At 69.8% G+C, this 17,327-nt stretch carries 16 protein-coding genes and 1 tRNA gene; 11 read left to right on the forward strand and 6 right to left on the reverse strand.

Features of this window, described 5'->3' with window-relative positions; genetic code table 11:
* Positions 1–25: 25 nt before the first annotated feature.
* The 4 genes from SSMG_RS35440 to SSMG_RS35455 all read left to right on the forward strand — a co-directional run bounded on the left by SSMG_RS35440 (position 26) and on the right by SSMG_RS35455 (position 3,089).
* Positions 26–1,351 (forward strand): MFS transporter, encoded by a 1,326-nt coding sequence (locus SSMG_RS35440; RefSeq protein ID WP_009084186.1) that lies wholly within the window; start codon positions 26–28, stop codon positions 1,349–1,351.
* Positions 1,352–1,396: 45 nt separating this feature from the next.
* Complete coding sequence (locus SSMG_RS35445) at positions 1,397–1,960, forward strand: helix-turn-helix domain-containing protein (protein WP_009084187.1); 564 nt, start codon at positions 1,397–1,399, stop codon at positions 1,958–1,960.
* 72 nt (positions 1,961–2,032) lie between these two features.
* Positions 2,033–2,656: a DUF4190 domain-containing protein gene (locus SSMG_RS35450; protein ID WP_037715912.1), complete on the forward strand. Its 624-nt coding sequence runs from the start codon at positions 2,033–2,035 to the stop codon at positions 2,654–2,656.
* Between the two features lie 154 nt (positions 2,657–2,810).
* On the forward strand, positions 2,811–3,089 hold the full coding sequence (locus tag SSMG_RS35455) for a hypothetical protein (RefSeq protein ID WP_009084189.1): 279 nt from the start codon (positions 2,811–2,813) through the stop codon (positions 3,087–3,089).
* A gap of 1,336 nt (positions 3,090–4,425) precedes the next feature.
* On the opposite strand, the gene SSMG_RS47410 is transcribed toward SSMG_RS35455, so the two are convergent.
* From SSMG_RS47410 to SSMG_RS35470, 4 genes are all read right to left on the reverse strand, one after another.
* On the reverse strand, positions 4,426–4,557 hold the full coding sequence (locus SSMG_RS47410) for a hypothetical protein (protein ID WP_255409784.1): 132 nt from the start codon (positions 4,555–4,557) through the stop codon (positions 4,426–4,428).
* Positions 4,558–4,600: 43 nt separating this feature from the next.
* Positions 4,601–5,194, reverse strand: coding sequence for an LppA family lipoprotein (locus SSMG_RS35460; RefSeq protein ID WP_009084190.1), 594 nt, complete (start codon positions 5,192–5,194; stop codon positions 4,601–4,603).
* A complete protein-coding gene (locus SSMG_RS45730; protein WP_037715915.1) occupies positions 5,191–5,712 on the reverse strand; it encodes an alpha/beta hydrolase in 522 nt (173 codons plus the stop codon). The genes SSMG_RS35460 and SSMG_RS45730 overlap by 4 nt, the downstream gene beginning before the upstream one ends.
* Positions 5,713–6,137: 425 nt before the next feature.
* Positions 6,138–6,213, reverse strand: a tRNA-Thr gene (locus tag SSMG_RS35470).
* Positions 6,214–6,422: 209 nt separating this feature from the next.
* On the opposite strand from SSMG_RS35470, the gene SSMG_RS35475 reads away from it, so the two are divergent.
* The 6 genes from SSMG_RS35475 (at position 6,423) to SSMG_RS42740 (ending at position 14,436) form a co-directional block, all read left to right on the forward strand.
* Positions 6,423–7,928 carry a threonine/serine exporter ThrE family protein gene (locus SSMG_RS35475; RefSeq protein WP_009084192.1) on the forward strand — a complete coding sequence of 502 codons (1,506 nt, stop codon included), beginning with the start codon at positions 6,423–6,425 and terminating at the stop codon, positions 7,926–7,928.
* An 84-nt stretch (positions 7,929–8,012) separates the two neighbouring features.
* Positions 8,013–9,464 carry a trehalose-6-phosphate synthase gene (locus SSMG_RS35480; RefSeq protein ID WP_009084193.1) on the forward strand — a complete coding sequence of 484 codons (1,452 nt, stop codon included), beginning with the start codon at positions 8,013–8,015 and terminating at the stop codon, positions 9,462–9,464.
* A gap of 41 nt (positions 9,465–9,505) precedes the next feature.
* The gene (gene otsB, locus SSMG_RS35485; RefSeq protein WP_037718535.1) at positions 9,506–12,040 is read left to right on the forward strand and encodes a trehalose-phosphatase; all 2,535 of its coding nucleotides are present in this window, start codon (positions 9,506–9,508) and stop codon (positions 12,038–12,040) included.
* A gap of 129 nt (positions 12,041–12,169) precedes the next feature.
* A complete protein-coding gene (locus tag SSMG_RS35490) occupies positions 12,170–12,703 on the forward strand; it encodes a hypothetical protein (protein ID WP_009084195.1) in 534 nt (177 codons plus the stop codon).
* Positions 12,704–12,742: 39 nt separating this feature from the next.
* Entirely contained in the window at positions 12,743–13,348 is a 606-nt protein-coding gene (locus SSMG_RS35495) for an RNA polymerase sigma factor (RefSeq protein ID WP_037715918.1), read from the forward strand.
* A complete protein-coding gene (locus SSMG_RS42740) occupies positions 13,345–14,436 on the forward strand; it encodes a hypothetical protein (RefSeq protein ID WP_009084197.1) in 1,092 nt (363 codons plus the stop codon). The genes SSMG_RS35495 and SSMG_RS42740 overlap by 4 nt, the downstream gene beginning before the upstream one ends.
* Here SSMG_RS42740 and radA read toward each other — a convergent pair whose 3' ends face one another.
* On the reverse strand, positions 14,437–15,798 hold the full coding sequence (gene radA / locus SSMG_RS35505) for a DNA repair protein RadA (protein WP_009084198.1): 1,362 nt from the start codon (positions 15,796–15,798) through the stop codon (positions 14,437–14,439).
* Positions 15,799–15,844: 46 nt separating this feature from the next.
* On the reverse strand, positions 15,845–16,525 hold the full coding sequence (locus SSMG_RS35510; protein ID WP_037718538.1) for a hypothetical protein: 681 nt from the start codon (positions 16,523–16,525) through the stop codon (positions 15,845–15,847).
* 275 nt (positions 16,526–16,800) lie between these two features.
* Between SSMG_RS35510 and SSMG_RS35515 the strand changes: the two genes are divergently transcribed.
* Positions 16,801–17,292: a CarD family transcriptional regulator gene (locus tag SSMG_RS35515; RefSeq protein ID WP_009084200.1), complete on the forward strand. Its 492-nt coding sequence runs from the start codon at positions 16,801–16,803 to the stop codon at positions 17,290–17,292.
* Positions 17,293–17,327: the final 35 nt, after the last annotated feature.

A 17,327-nucleotide genomic window follows, 5' to 3' on the forward strand; every position in this document is an offset into this window, starting at 1 on the left:
CGCGCGAGACGACGAAAGGCCTGCCATGGCCAAGCGCGACGAAGCGCACTCTCCCGGCGTGCTGCGGCTCGGATTCGCCGCCGGCGTCGGCACTTCCCTGGAAATGTACGACTTCTCGATTTACGGCACCGCCGCGGCACTCGTGTTCGGATCGGTGTTCTTCAAAACCGGCAACGCCTGGTTCGGCACCTTCATGAGCCTCGCGACTTTCGCCATCGGTTTCGTGATGGCCCCGCTCGGCGCGGCGCTTTTCGGCTGGCTCGGCGACCGCCGCGGCCGCCGCACCGCACTGTACGCCGCGTTTCTGCTGATGGGTTTCGCGACGCTGGGCATGGGCGTTCTCCCGCCGTACGGAGTGATCGGCATCGCCGCGCCGCTGCTGCTCGTCGGACTGCGTCTGCTGCACGGTGCCGCACGCGGCGGAGAAAGTGCCGGAGCGGCCGTGTTCGCCGTCGAACACGCGCCGGAAAAACGGCGCGGTCTCTACGGTTCCTTCGTCGCACTCGGCTCCCCGATCGGCGTTGTGCTGGCGAACCTGGCTTTCGCCCTGGTTCTCCTGCTGCCCAACGACGACGTCATGAGCTGGGGCTGGCGACTCCCGTTCCTCGCCGGCGGCATCGTGCTGGCAATCGGCATCTGGGTCCGCCGCGGTGTTTCGGAAAGCCCGGAATTCGAGAAAATGGCCGCCGCGGAAACTCGCGCGAAAAAGCCGCTCGCCGACGTCCTCCGCACGAATTGGCGACGGCTGCTGCTGATCGCCGGAGCGAACCTCGGCCTCACCGCCTGCACCTTCGCGCTCGTGACGTTCATGCTGTCCTACGCGACCGCCGCCGCCCCGGAAGGCCTCGGCCTGCCGCGCTCGCCGATCGTCACCATTTCCACGGTCACCCTGCTGTGCCACGCCGCGGCGAACGTCGGAGCCGCCTGGCTGTCCGACCGGATCGGCCGCAAACCGGTGATGCTGACCGGCTCGGTCCTGTCGATCATCGCCGCGCTCGTGATGTTCCCGATCGCGTCGGCGGGCACGATCAGCTCGGTATTCCTCGCACTGCTCCTAGGTTTCACCGCCACCGGAATCCTCTTTGGACCGATGTACACGTGGTTCGCCGAACTGTTCCCGCGAGAGCAGCGCCAGTCCGGCCTCGGCGTGGGCTACCACGTCGGCGCGGTGCTGGGCGGCGGCCTGTCGCCGATGATCGCCAACCGGATCGTGGCCGCGACCGGCGACGCCCTCGCGGTCGGCTACTACCTCGCGGCGCTGCTCGTGCTCAGCCTGGTCTGCCTGCTGATCCTCCCGGAAACCGCGCCCGCGCGGCGTGCCGCGAAACCGGCTCCCGAACTGGTCAGCTGACGCGGCCGCACCCCAGTCTCCCGGGTTGGGCGAGACTGGGGTGCTATGCGCGAGATCGACGAAGTCCTGGACGCGGTCGGCCCCCGGTTGCGAGCCCTGCGCACCCGGCGCGGCATCACCCTGGCCGACCTGTCGGCGGAGACCGGCATCTCGGAAAGCACCCTGTCCCGCCTGGAAAACGGCCAGCGCCGGGCGAACCTGGAACTGCTGCTGCCGCTCTCGCGCGCCTACGACGTGCCGATCGACGACCTGGTGGGCGCACCCCGCGCCGGCGACCCGCGCGTCCACCTGCGCCCGATCCACCAGCACGGGATGACCTACGTGCCGCTCACCCGGCGCCCTGGCGGCGTGCACGCGTACAAAATGCTGATCCCCGGCGGAACTGCGGAACCCGCATTGAAAACGCACAGCGGCTACGAATGGCTGTACGTCCTCAATGGACACCTGCGGTTAATCGTAGGCGCGAAGGATCTGACGGTCCCGCCTGGCGAGGCAGCGGAGTTCGACACGACGGAACCGCATTGGCTCGGCTCGGCCGACGGAGGCGCGGTCGAACTGCTGATCCTCTTCGGACTCCACGGCGAGCGAGTGCACGTGAAGCCGCGCTAATTCCGGAGATCGCGTAACACTCGGGGCCGTCGGTGCGACCTGTTTGTGCACATTCGATCACGAAAGGCACGCATGTCCGCCCCTGACTATCCTCCGCCGCCCGCACCCCAGGCGGCCCCGCCGTCCTATCCGGCCCAGCCGAAGAACGGTCTCGGCACCGCCGGGTTCGTGCTCGGGCTGATCGGCCTGATTTTCGCGTTCATCCCGGTCATCGGGCTCATCGCGTGGCCGCTGGTGATCCTCGGGATCATCTTCTCCGCGCTCGGCTTCGTCCGGACGCGGTCCGGAAAGGCCACGAACAAGGGCCTCTCCATCGCCGGTCTCGTGCTGTCGGTGATCGGCCTGGTGCTGTGCATCATCTGGCTCGCGACGGCCGCCAAGGTGGTCAACGAGGTCAACAACGAAGCGAACCGCTCCGTGACGGTCCACTACGAGGTCTCCGGCACCGCGAAGGACGCCTCGATCACCTACACCACCTTCGGCGACGGCAGCGCGTCGTCCAACCAGGACCAGCCGCAGACCCTGCCGTGGTCGAAAGACATCACCACGAAGGGCCTGTTCAAGGGCGGCAGCCTGTCGGTGACCACCGGCGCCGAGGGCGGAGACGTGGCCTGCAAGGTCGTCGTGGACGGCAAGGAAGCCAAGACGGCGAAGGCGTCGGGCAACTTCGCGACCGCCACCTGCGACGGCTTCTGACCACCCGCCCGCGGCGGCCCGTCGCACGAGACGGCGCCGCCGCGAGCGGTCTCAACTGGTACCGGGAAATAGGTCCGAAACTGGCTCTGGCTGGCACCAGACGGATCTCGGACAGTGGGAGGAAGCACCGAGCGAACCCACCAGCGAGGCAGTCATGTCGGCCCAGATCCTCCCGCTGAACCATCGCGAGCGAGCCACCCTCACCGCCGTCGGCCTCGGCCGCGCCGAAATGACCTGCAGCTGCGAACCGGATCTCTACATCGACGGCGTGCCGTGCTGCGACCAGTTCACCGCCCACCGCCTCGCCCGGTTCGCCCTGGTGGTCCCCCTCCGCGCCGGCCGGCCCGGCGAACGCGTCCCCGCACTCCTCACCGCCGCCGGCCGAGCCGCGATCGGCGCGCCGGTCGCGGAGTTCCCGCAGTCCGCCGCCTGATTCACCGCGCGGACAACGAATCTGGCTGGCGGTAGCAGCAGCGCGAGCAGGCCTTGGTCCGCTCTGGTGACGACTTCGGCCAAGCTCTGCCATTCGCAGGCTGGACCGGTATTCCACAACAGAACCGACGAGGGAGCAATCTCCTTCGGCACCGCGCTCAACTCCAGCCTTGGCCTCGACATCGGCTGCCGCCTGTTTCCGCCGCCAAGCAGCGCGGCACTCCGACGTCCGCGTCCTAGCCGTACTCCGGACTCGAGTACCGCATCCCCGGGAAGAATCGAGATAACCCGTCATGTCTTCGCGTCGGAACCGTGACCCCGGGTTGAGTCTGCGGGCCGGGGTCTGTGTCGTCGCGCTCGGGTTGGCGCCAACGAGCACCCGCCCGCAACGAGCAAGCCAGCGACGCTGACCACCCCGCCTTCGCGGGAGCGCTCTGCCCCCTGAACACAAAACCGCCCGTCCGGGTACCCCGCAGGCTGTGCGCTCGCTTTCCGGTCTATCGCGCGCGGCGCACTGCCGCGAAATTCCGGGGCGTGCTCCGAGCGTCCGGCTCGTTCGGCTGGCGGAAGCGCACCGTCAGGATCAACCTGCCGCTCGAATCGGTCGACGGAGGCTTTCACAGCGGGGCCGTTCTTGCCCGTGCAGTCGACGGTGATCGCCCAGCTTGTGTGCACTGCGATCCGGGCGGCCAATGACCTCCGCCGATGGAGGCGTCGGCGACGACCAGGAATCTCCACGTGGTCCCGGTTCCGTTGGCGCCGGGGCCGACCCGCGCGGAGCATGCGGCCGCTTCGGACGCGGCGATCGCGATGGCGGCGGCGATGAGGGCGACACAGTGAAACACGACGGTTCCTCCTCGTTCCGGATGCTGGCGTTCCCATCGGCCGACCCCCGCGTTACTCGTCGTGAATAGTTCATGCGCAGAACCGCTGTGCGATCCGGCCGAGGTGATGAACCGACGCCTCCGACGAGCTCGGCCGCGGCGACTTCGCGTGGACGGTCGCCGGACCACCGAACAACCGCTGGGGAGTGGTGGATCCGAGGGGAACCATGCAGGCGCACATATCGCCGCGGGGTTCCGTGCGCGTACGTGGTCAACGTGGTCAACCACGAGCGGATTCACACGCGCCGATACGCCAGTTACGGCAACCGCACCATCGAGGCCTGCGGCCATGGGCTGGAGCCGGTCGCGACTGAGGCTCGAAGTTGCTCGGCTCGACCTACCCGCCGCAGCTCGATCAGCGCGGCTCCGGCTGCGACGATTACGAGTTGGCGTCTGCGCGTTCGCTGCTGTCCCAGGCGAAGCCTTCTTCGAAGGTCGGACCCCGGTAGTCGGTCACCGGAGTTTCGAGAGCGGTACGACTCGGTGGCGCACGAGAACGCCGACCACGGGCACGATGAGGTTGATCGTGTCATCCGGGACCACCCACCACCCGAGGGCGACGACGGTGAAGAGTGCCAGGCGCATTGCCTCGGTGATGAGAAGGGAGGCGCAGGCTAGGGCGTTCTGGTTAAGGCGTAGTCGAGGGTGTGCCGCGTTGTTTGGCGGCAGGGAACAGATGACAGCTGAGGCTTAGCTGCAGGCTGGTATTCAGGGCAGTACCGAAAGAGATTTGCCCTTCATCGGTCGTGTTGTGGAACACCGCGTCGTGCGATCCGGGAGCGTCATGCAGACGCTGGGGGCGCGGTTCGAATCCGTAGCGCTGCGCGACGGTCCCGATGACGGTGAGGGCTTTCTCGTAGTCCGCGTCGGGCAGGTTCCCGGCCACGCCGTGGTCGCCCAGGTGTTCGCTCTCTCCGTCGTTGCCGATGGCGGGGAACCGCGCACCGCATGCTGCACGCGAGCCGTTGCCAAGCGGCGTCCAAGGGGACAGTTTGGGTATGGCGGCGGTGAGGGCTTGGCGGAGTTCGGTGTCGAGTTGCTGGTATTGCTGGCGGGCTTGGTCGGTGTCGGGCAGTCGCATCAATGCGGTCCAGACTTCTGCGGGGTCTCGGTCCACGTTGTCTCCAGGGAAGGGCGATTTTTCGACGCTGCACGCGGTCAGAGCGGCGGCGGTCAGGGCGACGGCGAGCGCCGCGTGCAGGCGACTGGGGTGCGGGGTCATCGGGGGCCTTCGGCGAGAACGGTGCCCTTGTACTGGGCGAGGTCGGGATGTCCGGTGGTGATGGCGGCCATGTTGTACATGCTGGTCGATCCTGCGTCGAGGTAGCCGCTGTGGCCTTCGGTTGCGCTGCGTGGTCCTGCTTCGGTGACGCTGGCGTCGGTGGACATCTGGTGGTAGCTGCTCGCGTCCGGGCTGAAGTAGGGGCTGGGCCCGAGCGCTCCGGTGTCGCCGTAGTTGGGGACGAGGGTGTCTCCGGCGTCCTGTGCGGCGAAGAGGTGGCCTTGCGGCACCTTCAGATGTTCGGCGCCCTGGCCGGGGGAGCCGAACAGCATCGCGTCCTGCACCGGGGTGTCATGGCCGAGGGCATACCCGGTGGTGCTGGAGCCGTAGCTGTGCCCGAGCGCGGTCAAGTGCAGCGGCGTGTTCGACGCCTCCTGCCCGGCTCCCATCCCGGGTTCAGCGATCGTGGCAAAGTGGTCGAGCAGTTCGGCGCCGACGAACCGGCGATGTTCAAGCACCGCAGCGACACCGGTCGTGCCTGACCCATGAAGGGATCCAGCACAGTTCCGGCTTCGGGGACGATCTCCCTCGCCCCCTGCGGAACCCCACACGACATATTCGGCGGCATTGGCGAACCGGCCGGCCATAGGGCGCGCGTTGAGGTTGAGCCATGGGACGACGCCGTGCCAGACCCACGCGCCGGCCTGCAGTACATCGGTGGCGGAAGGGAGTTGCCGCCAGTCAGTGAAGAGAAGACAACAGCCCCCGGGCCGGGTGACGCGCAAGGCTTCGGCGAGCCAGAGTGCGCACCAGTGAGCCCGTGGTGCCTCGCGGCGGCGCATTCGCGCAACCCTCGCGCAACCAGAGTGCCGAACCGACCAATTTGAACACTCGTCGAACGAGCTGATTCGCGCTAACCCGCCGTTCAGCGGGAGTTCTACAGTGGAGCCGGCAAGGGGGTTCGAACCCCTGACCTTCTGTTTACAAGACAGATGCTCTACCAACTGAGCTATACCGGCACGCACCCGGCGCCGGGCGCGCCAAAAGTATATCGGGCCGCCCCCGCCGCGCCCGGGCAACCCGCCCCCAGCCCCAGGTCAGCAGGGGAAACCGGCGTGATCCGACCCTATGCGGCACGATCGGCTACAGGTGTGTCGGAGACCACTGCAACAGCTGGGGCGGTACGGCCGATGGTCCCCGGGAACGAACGAGGAGGTGGGGATCGATCATGAAGATCAACGAGCGTGCCGGCCAGGGGGCGGCGCGCAGACGGTGGCCGATTCTCGAGCCCCCGCACCCGCGGTCGAACCAGCGGCATCGGCCCAATCTTCTGCGCCGGCGCGCCTGGCACATTCTCGAGGCGCCGACGGCGGAACAGCCCGCAGTCGAGTCCGAGGAGGCGATCGGGCCCAAGCCGCCGGACGACGCGACCGTCAACTTCGTTCTGGATCTCACCCTGCGGATCGGCGAAGTGCAGATGGCCAGCGGCGCCGGGGCTTCCGACGTCACCGCGACCATTCTCGCGCTCACCTCCGCGCTCGGGCTGCCGCACTGCGAGGTCGACGTCATCTTCACGTCGATCACCGTCACCTGTCACCGCGGCACCGACCTCGCGCCGGTGACCGCGTTGCGAGTGGTCCGTTCGCGCAGTCTCGACTACACCCGGCTGACCGAGACCGAGGCGCTCGTGCGCCAGATCGTCCGCGGGCGCACGGGGGCCGAGGAAGCGGTCACCGAACTGGACCGGATCACCTCCGCGCCGCACCCGTACGCGCGCTGGACCGCGACCGCCGCCTGGGGCGGGCTGGCCGGGTTCATCACGCTGCTGCTCGGCGGGGGCATCGACATCGCGCTCGTCGCGATGGTCATCTCCGCCGCGGTCGACCGGATCGGCAGGCTGCTCAACAAGGTCAACCTGCCGTTCTTCTTCCAGCAGGTGGTCGGCGGCCTCTTCGCGACGCTGTCGGCGATGATCATCGTCAGCAGCAACATCCTCACCACCGACCGGCCGACGCTGGTGGTCGCCGCGGCGGTCACCGTGCTCCTTTCCGGGCTCTCCACGGTTTCCGCGGTGCAGGACGGGATCACCGGGTATTACGTGACCGCGTCCGGCCGCACGATGGAAACCGCGTTGATGAGTGCCGGGCTGATCGCGGGCGTGGTGCTCGCACTGCGGATCGCGGTGATGCTCGAACTGCCGCGCACCCCGTTGCCGGACGTGCCCGTCTCGACCGCGCAGCACCTGCCGATCATCGTCGTCGGCGGGGCCGGCGCGGCCGCCTGCTTCGCCCTCGCCTCGTACTCGAAACTGCGCGCGATGCTCGTCGCCGCCGCGGCGGGCGGGATCGGTGCGCTCGTGTACGGCGCGCTGATCCTGGCCACCCTCGACGCGGTGAGCGCGTCGGCGATCGCGGCGACGCTCGTCGGGTTCTGCGGCGGGGTGATGGCGCGGCGGCTGAAGGTTACTCCGCTCGTGGTCGCCGTGTCCGGGATCACTCCGCTGCTCCCCGGTCTCTCCACCTATCGTGGTCTATACCAATTAGCGGTTTCGCCAGGCGGCAACATCTCGACCCTGATGACCGCGGTCGCCATCGGACTCGCCCTCGCGGCGGGCGTTGTACTGGGCGAATACCTCGCCCAGCCGGTCCGCACCGGGCTCGGCAGGCTCGAGCGGAAGCTCTCCGGGCCCCGGCTCGCGGGACCGATGGAACCGACCGAACGGCGTTTGGAGTAACCAGTTGGTCACCGGCCGGTCACTCCGCGCGCGCTAGGGTTTCTCTTGGGGCCGCGACCCGCCGAAGACGAGGGAGCAGCTGGAGTGACTGACGCGATCGCCGACCGGAACAGCGCACCGTCCGCGGATTTCGTCGTGGTGGCCAACCGGCTGCCCGTCGACCTCGAACGGACCGCGGACGGGCAGCAGCGCTGGACCGCCAGTCCGGGAGGACTGGTCTCGGCGCTCGAACCGTTCCTGAGGTCCCGCAAGGGCGCCTGGGTCGGCTGGCCGGGCGTGCCGGACGTCGACGTGGACGAGTTCGACGACGACGGCCTCGTCCTGCACCCGGTGTCGCTCAGCTCGGCCGAGGTGCGCGACTACTACGAGGGCTTCTCCAACGCCACGCTGTGGCCGCTCTACCACGACGTCGTCGAGCGGCCGGTGTTCGACCGGTCGTGGTGGGACAGCTACGTGAAGGTCAACCGCCGTTTCGCCGAGGCCAGCGCCGCGGTCGCCGCGCACGGGGCGACCGTGTGGATCCAGGACTACCAGCTGCAGCTGGTGCCCCGGATGCTCCGGGAACTGCGCCCCGACCTGCGCATCGGCTTCTTCCTGCACATCCCGTTCCCGCCGGTCGAGCTGTTCATGCAGCTCCCGTGGCGCGCGGAGATCGTGCGCGGCCTGATCGGCGCGGACCTGATCGGTTTCCACCGGCCCGGCGGCGCGCAGAACTTCCTGTGGCTGGCCCGGCAGCTGGTCGGCCTCGAACCCACCCGCGGCGCGGTCGGCGTCCGGTCCCGGCCGGGCATGGTGCAGGTCGGCGACCGCACCGTGCGCGTCGGCGCGTTCCCGATCTCCATCGACGCGGCCGGCCTCGACTCGCTCGCGCGCAGCAAGGGCGTCGTCGAGCGCACCAAGCAGATCCGCCGCGACCTCGGCAACCCGAAGACGGTGCTGCTCGGCGTCGACCGGCTTGACTACACCAAGGGCATCGACCTGCGGCTGCAGGCGCTGCACGAGCTGCTGCACGAGGGCCGTCTCGAACCCGGCGACGTCACCTTCGTGCAGCTGGCCACGCCGAGCCGCGAGCGCGTCGAGCACTACCAGCGGATGCGCGGCGAGATCGAGCAGATGGTCGGCCGGATCAACGGCGAGTTCGCCCGCGTCGGCCACCCGGTCGTGCACTATTTGCACCAATCCGTGAACCGCACCGAGCTGGCCGCCTTCTTCTCCGCGGCCGACGTCATGGTGGTGACTCCGCTGCGCGACGGGATGAATCTCGTGTGCAAGGAGTACGTCGCGTGCCGCCCGGATCTCGGCGGCGCTCTGGTGCTCAGCGAGTTCGCCGGCGCGGCGGCCGAACTGACCAGCGCTTTCCTCGTCAACCCGCACGATCTGGACGGGGTGAAGAACGCGTTGGAGGCTGCCATTACGCTCGACCCCGCCGAGGGCCGACGCAGGATGCGCGCCATGCGTCGCCAGGTCCTCACCCACGACGTCGACCGGTGGGCGCGTTCGTTCCTCCAGGCGCTGGGTGCCGAACCGGCCGACTGACCCCCTCCCCCGTACCGCGCTGGACCTCCTGAGGAGGAGTGTTGACCGCCGAGGCGTTGCCCGCGGAGCTACGGCGCGCGATCGTGCAGATCGCCCGTACCCCGCGCCTGCTGGTCGCCTGCGACTACGACGGCACGTTGGCCCCGATCACCGCCAACCCGGACGAGGCGCGGCCGCTGCCCGAGTCCGTCGGCGCGCTCAGATCTCTCGCCGGCCTGCACGAAACCACCACCGCCGTGATCTCCGGCCGGGCCCTGCGCGACCTCGCGACGCTGTCGCGGCTGCCGTCCGAGGTGAACCTGGTCGGCAGCCACGGGTCCGAGTTCGACATCGGCTTCATCCACGCGCTCGACGAGGACGCGAAGGCGCTGCACCGGCGGCTCGAACACGAGCTGGAACAGCTGGTGCTCGACGTGCCCGGGGTGTCGCTCGAGGTCAAGCCGGCGAGCATCGCGGTGCACGTGCGCCGCGCCGAGCACAACGCGGGCCGGCGCGTGCTCTCGGCCGTGCACGAGGGCCCGTCGACGTGGGAAGGCGTCACGACCACCGACGGCAAGGAAGTCGTCGAGCTCGCGGTCGTGAAGACCGACAAGGGCAACGCCCTGGACACCCTGCGCCACCAGGTCGGAGCCACCGCGGCGGTGTTCCTCGGCGACGACGTCACCGACGAGAAGGCGTTCGCCCGGCTCGCCGGGCCGGACCTGGGCATCAAGGTCGGCGACGGCGAATCGCTCGCCGAGTACCGCGTGCCCGACACCGTCGACGTCGCGATGGTGCTCGCGTTCCTCCTGGAAGAGCGGCGGAACTGGCTCTACGGCGAGTCCGCGCCGCCGATCGAGCGGCTGTCGCTGCTGGCCAACGAGCGCTCGGTCGCGCTCGTGACGCCGGACGCGAAGCTGACCTGGCTGTGCCACCCCGGCCCGGACGCCCCCGCGGTGTTCGCCGACCTGCTCGGCGGTCCCGGAGCCGGGCATTTCTCGATCAAACCGCACCGCAACGGGCTCCCGCTCGGCCAGCGCTACCTGCCGAACACGATGACGGTCGAAACGCGCTGGTCGCGGCTGCTCGTCACGGACTATCTCGAACCGGAAAGCCCCGGCCACCGCACCGACCTCGTGCGCGTGATCTCCGGCGAGGCGGTGGCGCAGGTCGTCTTCGCGCCGCGGCCGGAGTTCGGCGGCGTGCCGGTGCGGCTGGTCGCCGAGGAGGACGGCCTGCGCGTGCTGGGCACGTCGGAGCCGTTCGTGCTGCGCTCGCCGGGCGTCGAATGGTCGATCACCTCCGACGGCCTGCAGGACACCGCGACCGCGCTCGTCCAGCCGACGCCGGAACAGCCGGTCGTGCTCGAATTGCGCTGCGGCACCACGGAACTCGCCGCGCACGAACTGTCCGAAGTGGACCGTCGCGACCGGGCGGGCCGGTACTGGAGCGACTGGGCGGCGAAGCTCAAGCTGCCGACTGTCCAGACCGAACTGGTGCGCCGCTCCGCGCTGACCCTGCGCGGACTGGTCAACACCGACACCGGCGGCGTGCTGGCCGCCGCGACGTCGTCGCTGCCGGAGGAGATCGGCGGGGTCCGCAACTGGGACTACCGCTACTGCTGGATCCGCGACGCCGCGATGACCGTGCGCGAACTGGTGCACCTCGGCTCGCACGAGGAGGCCGAGGGCTACCTGAAGTGGCTGCACGGCGTGCTCGCCACGCTGGCCGGCCCGGAGCGGCTGCACCCGCTGTACACGCTGGCCGGGAGCGTCATCGGCGCGGAGGCGGTCATCGAATCGCTGCCCGGGTACGCCGGTTCGCGGCCGGTGCGCGTCGGCAACCTGGCCAACCACCAGGTGCAGCTCGACGTGTTCGGCCCGGTCGTGGAACTGGTCGCCACGCTGGCGGAGGTGCGCGGCGAACTGCGCGACGAGGACTGGCAGATGGTGCGCGCGATGGCCGAGGCCGTCACGCGGCGCTGGAACGAGCCGGACCACGGCATCTGGGAAGAGCGGCACGTGCCGCGGCACCGGGTGTACTCGCGGGTGATGTGCTGGGTGACCATCGACCGCGCGGTGCGGCTCGGCGACGAGTACGGCCGCGACGTCCCGGGCGCCTGGCCGAAGCTGCGCGACCGGATCAAGGCCGACGTGCTCGAGCACGGCTGGAACGAGGAGGTGCAGGCGTTCACCACCGCCTACGACGGCACCGACCTCGACGCGGCGTCCCTGTTCGTGGGCCTCACCGGCCTCATCGACCCGGCGGACGAGCGGTTCCAGAAGACCGTGACGGCGATCGAGGCCGAACTGCGCAGCGGTTCCACGGTGTACCGCTACCGGCGCGACGACGGCCTTCCCGGCGGCGAGGGCGGCTTCCACATCTGCGCGGCCTGGCTGATCGAGGCGTACCTGTGCACCGGGCGGCGCAACGAGGCCGAGGAGCTGTTCGCGCAGATCGTCGACGCGGCGGGCCCGACCGGCCTGCTGCCCGAGCAGTTCGACCCGGTCGCGGAGCGCTCGCTCGGCAACCACCCGCAGGCGTACTCGCACATCGGCCTGATCCGGTGCGCGAATCTCCTGGCCGAGAAGGCTTGATCAGGCAAGCCCGTTAGCACGCCTCGGTGACAAGTGCCGTGAGGCCACCTTGCCGGAATCGCATTCCGTTAAGGTGGTCTTCACGAGCATTTGCACGTTCGTTCGGGTTGCCGGCGCGGAGGTGATGCGGTGAAGCAGTACTACGGGCAACAGGCCGCGGAGTACGCCCCGCTGCCGCCGCTGTTCGCCGCCCGGGTACGCATCGCCTCCGTGGTCGTCGGGGTTTCCCTGGCGATCGGCACCCTGCTCGTGTTCGGCATCACCGCGCTCGTGAACCGTCCGCTGCACGGGCACAGCCTGCCGCGCGGCTTGCTCGGTCTCACCGCACTGCTGCTGCCGCTGCTGTCCGTGCTCGCCATCGCCGCGGTGGTGGTATCCGCACGCCGCTGTCTGCAGGGCGACTACCTGGTGATCGCGCGGGCCCGCGGCACCCGCGCGGCGCTGACCACGTGTTTCACCCTGCTGTCGGTCAGCTGCCTGATCGCGCTCGGGGCGTCCGCACTGGTGGATCTCTGGGGCGACCACGGCAAGCTCGGGTTCACCGAACTGCTCGCGACGTTCGCGAATTTCGCCATCGGCCTGATCGGCTACAGCGCCGGGCTCTGGTGCGTGCGGCCGTCGGTGAGCACGCTGGAGAAGTTCAGCGACCATCCCATCTGGTGACGCCGTGAACGCTCGCCCTCGGTGCGGGCAACAACGGGCATGCAGGTGACCCATGACGGTCCCGAGCCGGTGTCGGCCGGCCCGCAGGACCGCCCCGACCTGGGCGGCCCCGATCCCGCCCCGGCCTTCGGGCGGCTGTTCGACGCGCACGCGGCGACCATGCACCGGTATCTGGCGCGCCGCGTCGGCCCGGATACCGCGCACGATCTCGTCGCCGAGACGTTCCTCGTCGCGCTGCGCCGCCGGGACTCGTACCAGCCGGAGCTGGGCACCGCGCGCTCGTGGCTGTACGGGATCGCGACGAACCTGCTGCGCCACCACGTCCGCAGCGAAACCCGGGCGCTGCGAGCCACCGCGCGGCTCGCGAATTCCGGCGACCGCGGCCACGGCGGGCACGACACCCGGGTCGCCGAGCAAGTCGACGCGCAGGCCCGCGCGGCACAGCTGGCCGGCGCGCTTGCGAAGCTGAGCGTCGCCGACCGCGACACCCTGCTGCTGGTCTCGTGGGCCGGGCTGGAACCGGTCGAAGTCGCCGAGGCGCTCGGCATCCCGCCGGGCACCGTGCGTTCGAGGCTGCATCGGATCCGCAGATGGCTGCGCACCAACGCAGCCGCATCGACCCGCGAGGAGGCGAAGGAACAGTGAACGACGACACCGTGCGGCACCTGTGGTCCGACGCCGAACTCGACGCGGCCCTCGCCGCGCTGCATCCGCACGAGGGGGCCACCGATCGGGCCGAACTCGACCGGGCTCGCGCGAGCCTGATGCGGGCCGCCGCGGCAGCGAGCGAATCGGACGAACCTGTTGTCCCGCAACAGAAAAGCCGCTCGGGCGCGTGGCGATGGATCGCCGTGGCCGCCGCGGTCGCGCTCCTCACCGGCGGCGTGGTCGTGGTCCGGGAACTCGCCAGCGCGCCGACGACGCTGGCTCCAGCGGGCCCCGGTTCCCCGGCGGAGCGCCCCGAAGCGGGCGCGCCGTTCACCCACGTCGTGACCGAGTACAGCCGCACCGCGCTGGTGGGCGGGACCAGTGTGTTCCGGGTCCGGGAGCAGGCGGATCTGTGGATCCCGGCCGACGAGTCCGGGGTCTGGAAACGCCGCTGGACCCGGGCCGAATCACCGACGCTGCTCGGCGGGGACGACCGGGCCCGCGCGAAATTGGACGGACCGTCCCAGGCCGAGGAGTCCGCGCCCGGCGGACGGTTCGCCCACGACTCCCGCTTCCCCGGCGAATCGTCCCCGAGCGCCTTGCCGGGCTGGTTCCACCCGACCCCGGAGTTCGTCGCGAGCCTGCCGACCGACACCCACACGCTGACCGGCACCCTCCTGAAGGAGAGCAGCCCTCCGCGACCGCCGACGAGCGTCGGACCGCTGCCGCAGCCGGTGAACTACGGCGCTCCGAAGATCCCCGCCCCCATCAGCTATCCATCGGCCACCGGGCTGATCCTGAACGTGCTCGCTTCTGGATACGCGTCGCGCGAACTGCGGGGCGCCTTCCAGAAAGTGATGGACAACCCGTCGCTCGGCTTCGAGGTGGTGCAGATCAGCCCGGACTTCGTGCAGTACGCGGCACCCGCCGGTCCGTACCGGCTGCTCGTCTCGGTCGACCGCACGCGAGCCCACCTGACCGACATCCAGGCACTCGCCACAAGCCCCGCCACCGGATTCGCGCCCGGCACCCTGGTCAGCTCCGCCCGGTTCTCCTACCAGACCACCGACCGAGCAGGAGACTGATCATTTCGCGTGATTCGCCGCGTTGAGCGCACTCGCCACGTCCGGCACCTCCAGCACCCGGATACCGTCCGGCAGCTTGCCCGAATCCGGCGGCACCAACGCGTGCGTAAAGCCCAACCGAGCCGCCTCAGCGAGCCGGCGGCCCACGTTCGGGACCCGCCGGATCTCGCCCGCCAGCCCGACCTCGCCGACCGCCACCAGCCGCGGCGACAGCGCCACGTCGTGCAGGGACGAGGTCAGCGCGAGCACCAGCGCGAGGTCGATGGCGGGCTCGGTGATCTTCATGCCGCCGACCGTGGCGACGTAGACGTCCTTGTCGCCCAGCTTCATCCGGCCGCGTTTCTCCATCACGGCGAGCACCATGGCGACCCGCGCCGAATCGAGGCCGCTCACCGCGCGCCTCGGCTGCGGCATGCCGCTGCTCGACACCAGCGCCTGCACCTCGCCCAGCAATGGCCGTTTCCCTTCGACCGCGACCGTGACCGCGGTGCCCGGCACCGGCTCCGCCGTCCGGCTCAGGAACAGGCCGGACGGGTCGGGCACGCCGACGATGCCCTCCTCGGTGAGCTCGAAACAGCCGATCTCGTCCGCCGCGCCGAACCGGTTCTTGATGCCGCGCACCATCCGCAGCGTGGAGTGCTTGTCGCCCTCGAACTGCAGCACTACGTCCACCAGGTGCTCCAGCACGCGCGGACCGGCGACCGAACCGTCTTTCGTGACATGTCCCACGAGCACGACCGGCAGCCCGCGTTCCTTCGCCAGCGCGACGAGCCCGGCGGTGACCGCGCGCACCTGCGTCACGCCGCCCGGCGAGCCCTCGACCTGCGGCGATGCCACGGTCTGGACCGAATCGACGATCAGCACGCCCGGTTTCACCGCGTCGACGTGCCCGAGGATCGCGGACAGGTCGCTCTCCGCCGCGAGGAACATCTCACCGTGCACGTTGCCGGTGCGCTCGGCGCGCAGCCGGACCTGTCCCGCGGATTCCTCGCCGGTGACGTACAGCGAACGTCCGGCCGTGACCGCCCATTGGTAGGCGACCTCGAGCAGCAACGTGGACTTGCCGACCCCGGGTTCCCCGGCCAGCAGCGCCACCGCGCCGGGCACGAGGCCCCCGCCGAGCACCCGGTCCAGCTCCGGCACGCCGGTGGCCTTGGCCCGGGCCGCCTCGACGTCGACCTCGGCGATCGGCCGCGCGGGCGCGCTCGGCGCTCCGGCGGCCACCCGCGCGATCGCCGGTTTCGCGGAGCCGCGCTCCTCGAGCGTGCCCCACGCCTGGCATTCCGGGCAGCGGCCGACCCACTTCGCCGTTTCGTACCCGCATTCCGCGCACCGGTGGACGGTGCTGGTCTTCTTCACCACGCCGCGAGGCTATCGGCGGACACCGACAAAAATCGCGGCGACGCGATCAGGAGCCCGCGTGCGCCGGCGCGGCGACCGGCAGCGCGACCACGATCGGGCCGGCGTTCTGGAAGGTGAAGGTGACCTTGATCGTCGCGCCCGGCCACAGCGGCTGCTTGAGGCCCTGGAGCACGACCTTGCCGGTGCCGAGCGGGCTCGCCGCCCCGCCGTTCTCGCCCGCCTGCGGCGTGTTCGACGCCGAGCTGGGGGCGGAGTTCGCCGAGCTGTTCGGTGCCGAGCTGGGCGCGCTCGAGGGCACCGAGTTCATCTCGGAAGCCGGGGTGCTGTTCGCCGACTCCGACTTCGCCGGGGCGCCCTGCTCGACCGCGTCGGCCGGGCCGATCACGAGCGAGTGCCCGGCGACGATCACCGTGTCCCCGGAGATCTGCGCGGGACCGGAGGCGCCCTCGGACGTCACCGAGACGAGCTTGTCGTCCTTCTGGCCCTGGTTGACGATCGTGAGCGTGAGCGGGGCGGGCGAACCGGCCGGGTAGCCGGGGCCCTGCGCCGGGTACTGCACGGCGGCGTTGCGCAGCATGATCGTCTTCGCCTGGGCGTAGGTGCCGTTGACGGCGGGCTGCTGGGTGTCGGTCTGGGTGATCTGACCGGCTCCGCAACCGGCGAGCACGAGTGCGGCGCCGAGCGCCGACACGCCTGCGCCGAGCACGCGGCGATTCTGCAGCCTCACGTCAGAGTCCTTCCCTTTCACGGCCTCGTCCTTCCCGAAGACTAGCCGGGCGGTTTCCCGCGCGCGGAACCGGTGTGCGTTCCCGGCCGATCGACTGTCCACAAAGGATCTCCCGGACCCGGTCCGGACGCTGTCGGCTCACCTGCATGAGCACGGCGAAAACCGGTTTGTCAAGCCCTGCCCAAGCCGCTGACCTGCGACGACGATCCCGGGCCGCTAGGTGGCCGCCGAACAGCCGTGATAGGATGGACCTCAGCGAAAGGGGCAGAGGACACATGGTTTTCAAGGTCGGAGAGACCGTCGTCTACCCGCACCACGGTGCCGCACTCATCGAAGCCATCGAGACCCGCGTGATCAAGGGCGAGGAAAAGAAGTACCTCGTCCTCAAAGTCGCGCAAGGGGATCTTACGGTTCGCGTGCCCGCGGACAACGCCGAGATCGTCGGCGTACGCGATGTCGTCGGGCAAGAGGGACTGGACAAGGTCTTCGATGTTCTGCGTGCTCCGCACACCGAAGAGCCCACGAACTGGTCTCGTCGGTACAAGGCCAACCTGGAGAAACTCGCCTCGGGCGACGTGAACAAGGTGGCCGAAGTGGTGCGCGACCTCTGGCGGCGAGAAAAGGACCGCGGACTTTCAGCCGGCGAGAAACGCATGCTGGCGAAGGCACGGCAAATCCTGGTCAGCGAGCTCGCGCTCGCGGAGGGCACCGACGAGGGCAAGGCGGAAACGCTCCTCGACGAGGTCCTGGAGACCGCGACGGTCTGACCCCGGGTCCTCCGGTTCGCCCCCGCGGCAACCGG

Source organism: Streptomyces sp. AA4 (assembly GCF_000158875.1).
In the GTDB taxonomy this organism is placed as follows: Bacteria; Actinomycetota; Actinomycetes; order Mycobacteriales; family Pseudonocardiaceae; genus Amycolatopsis.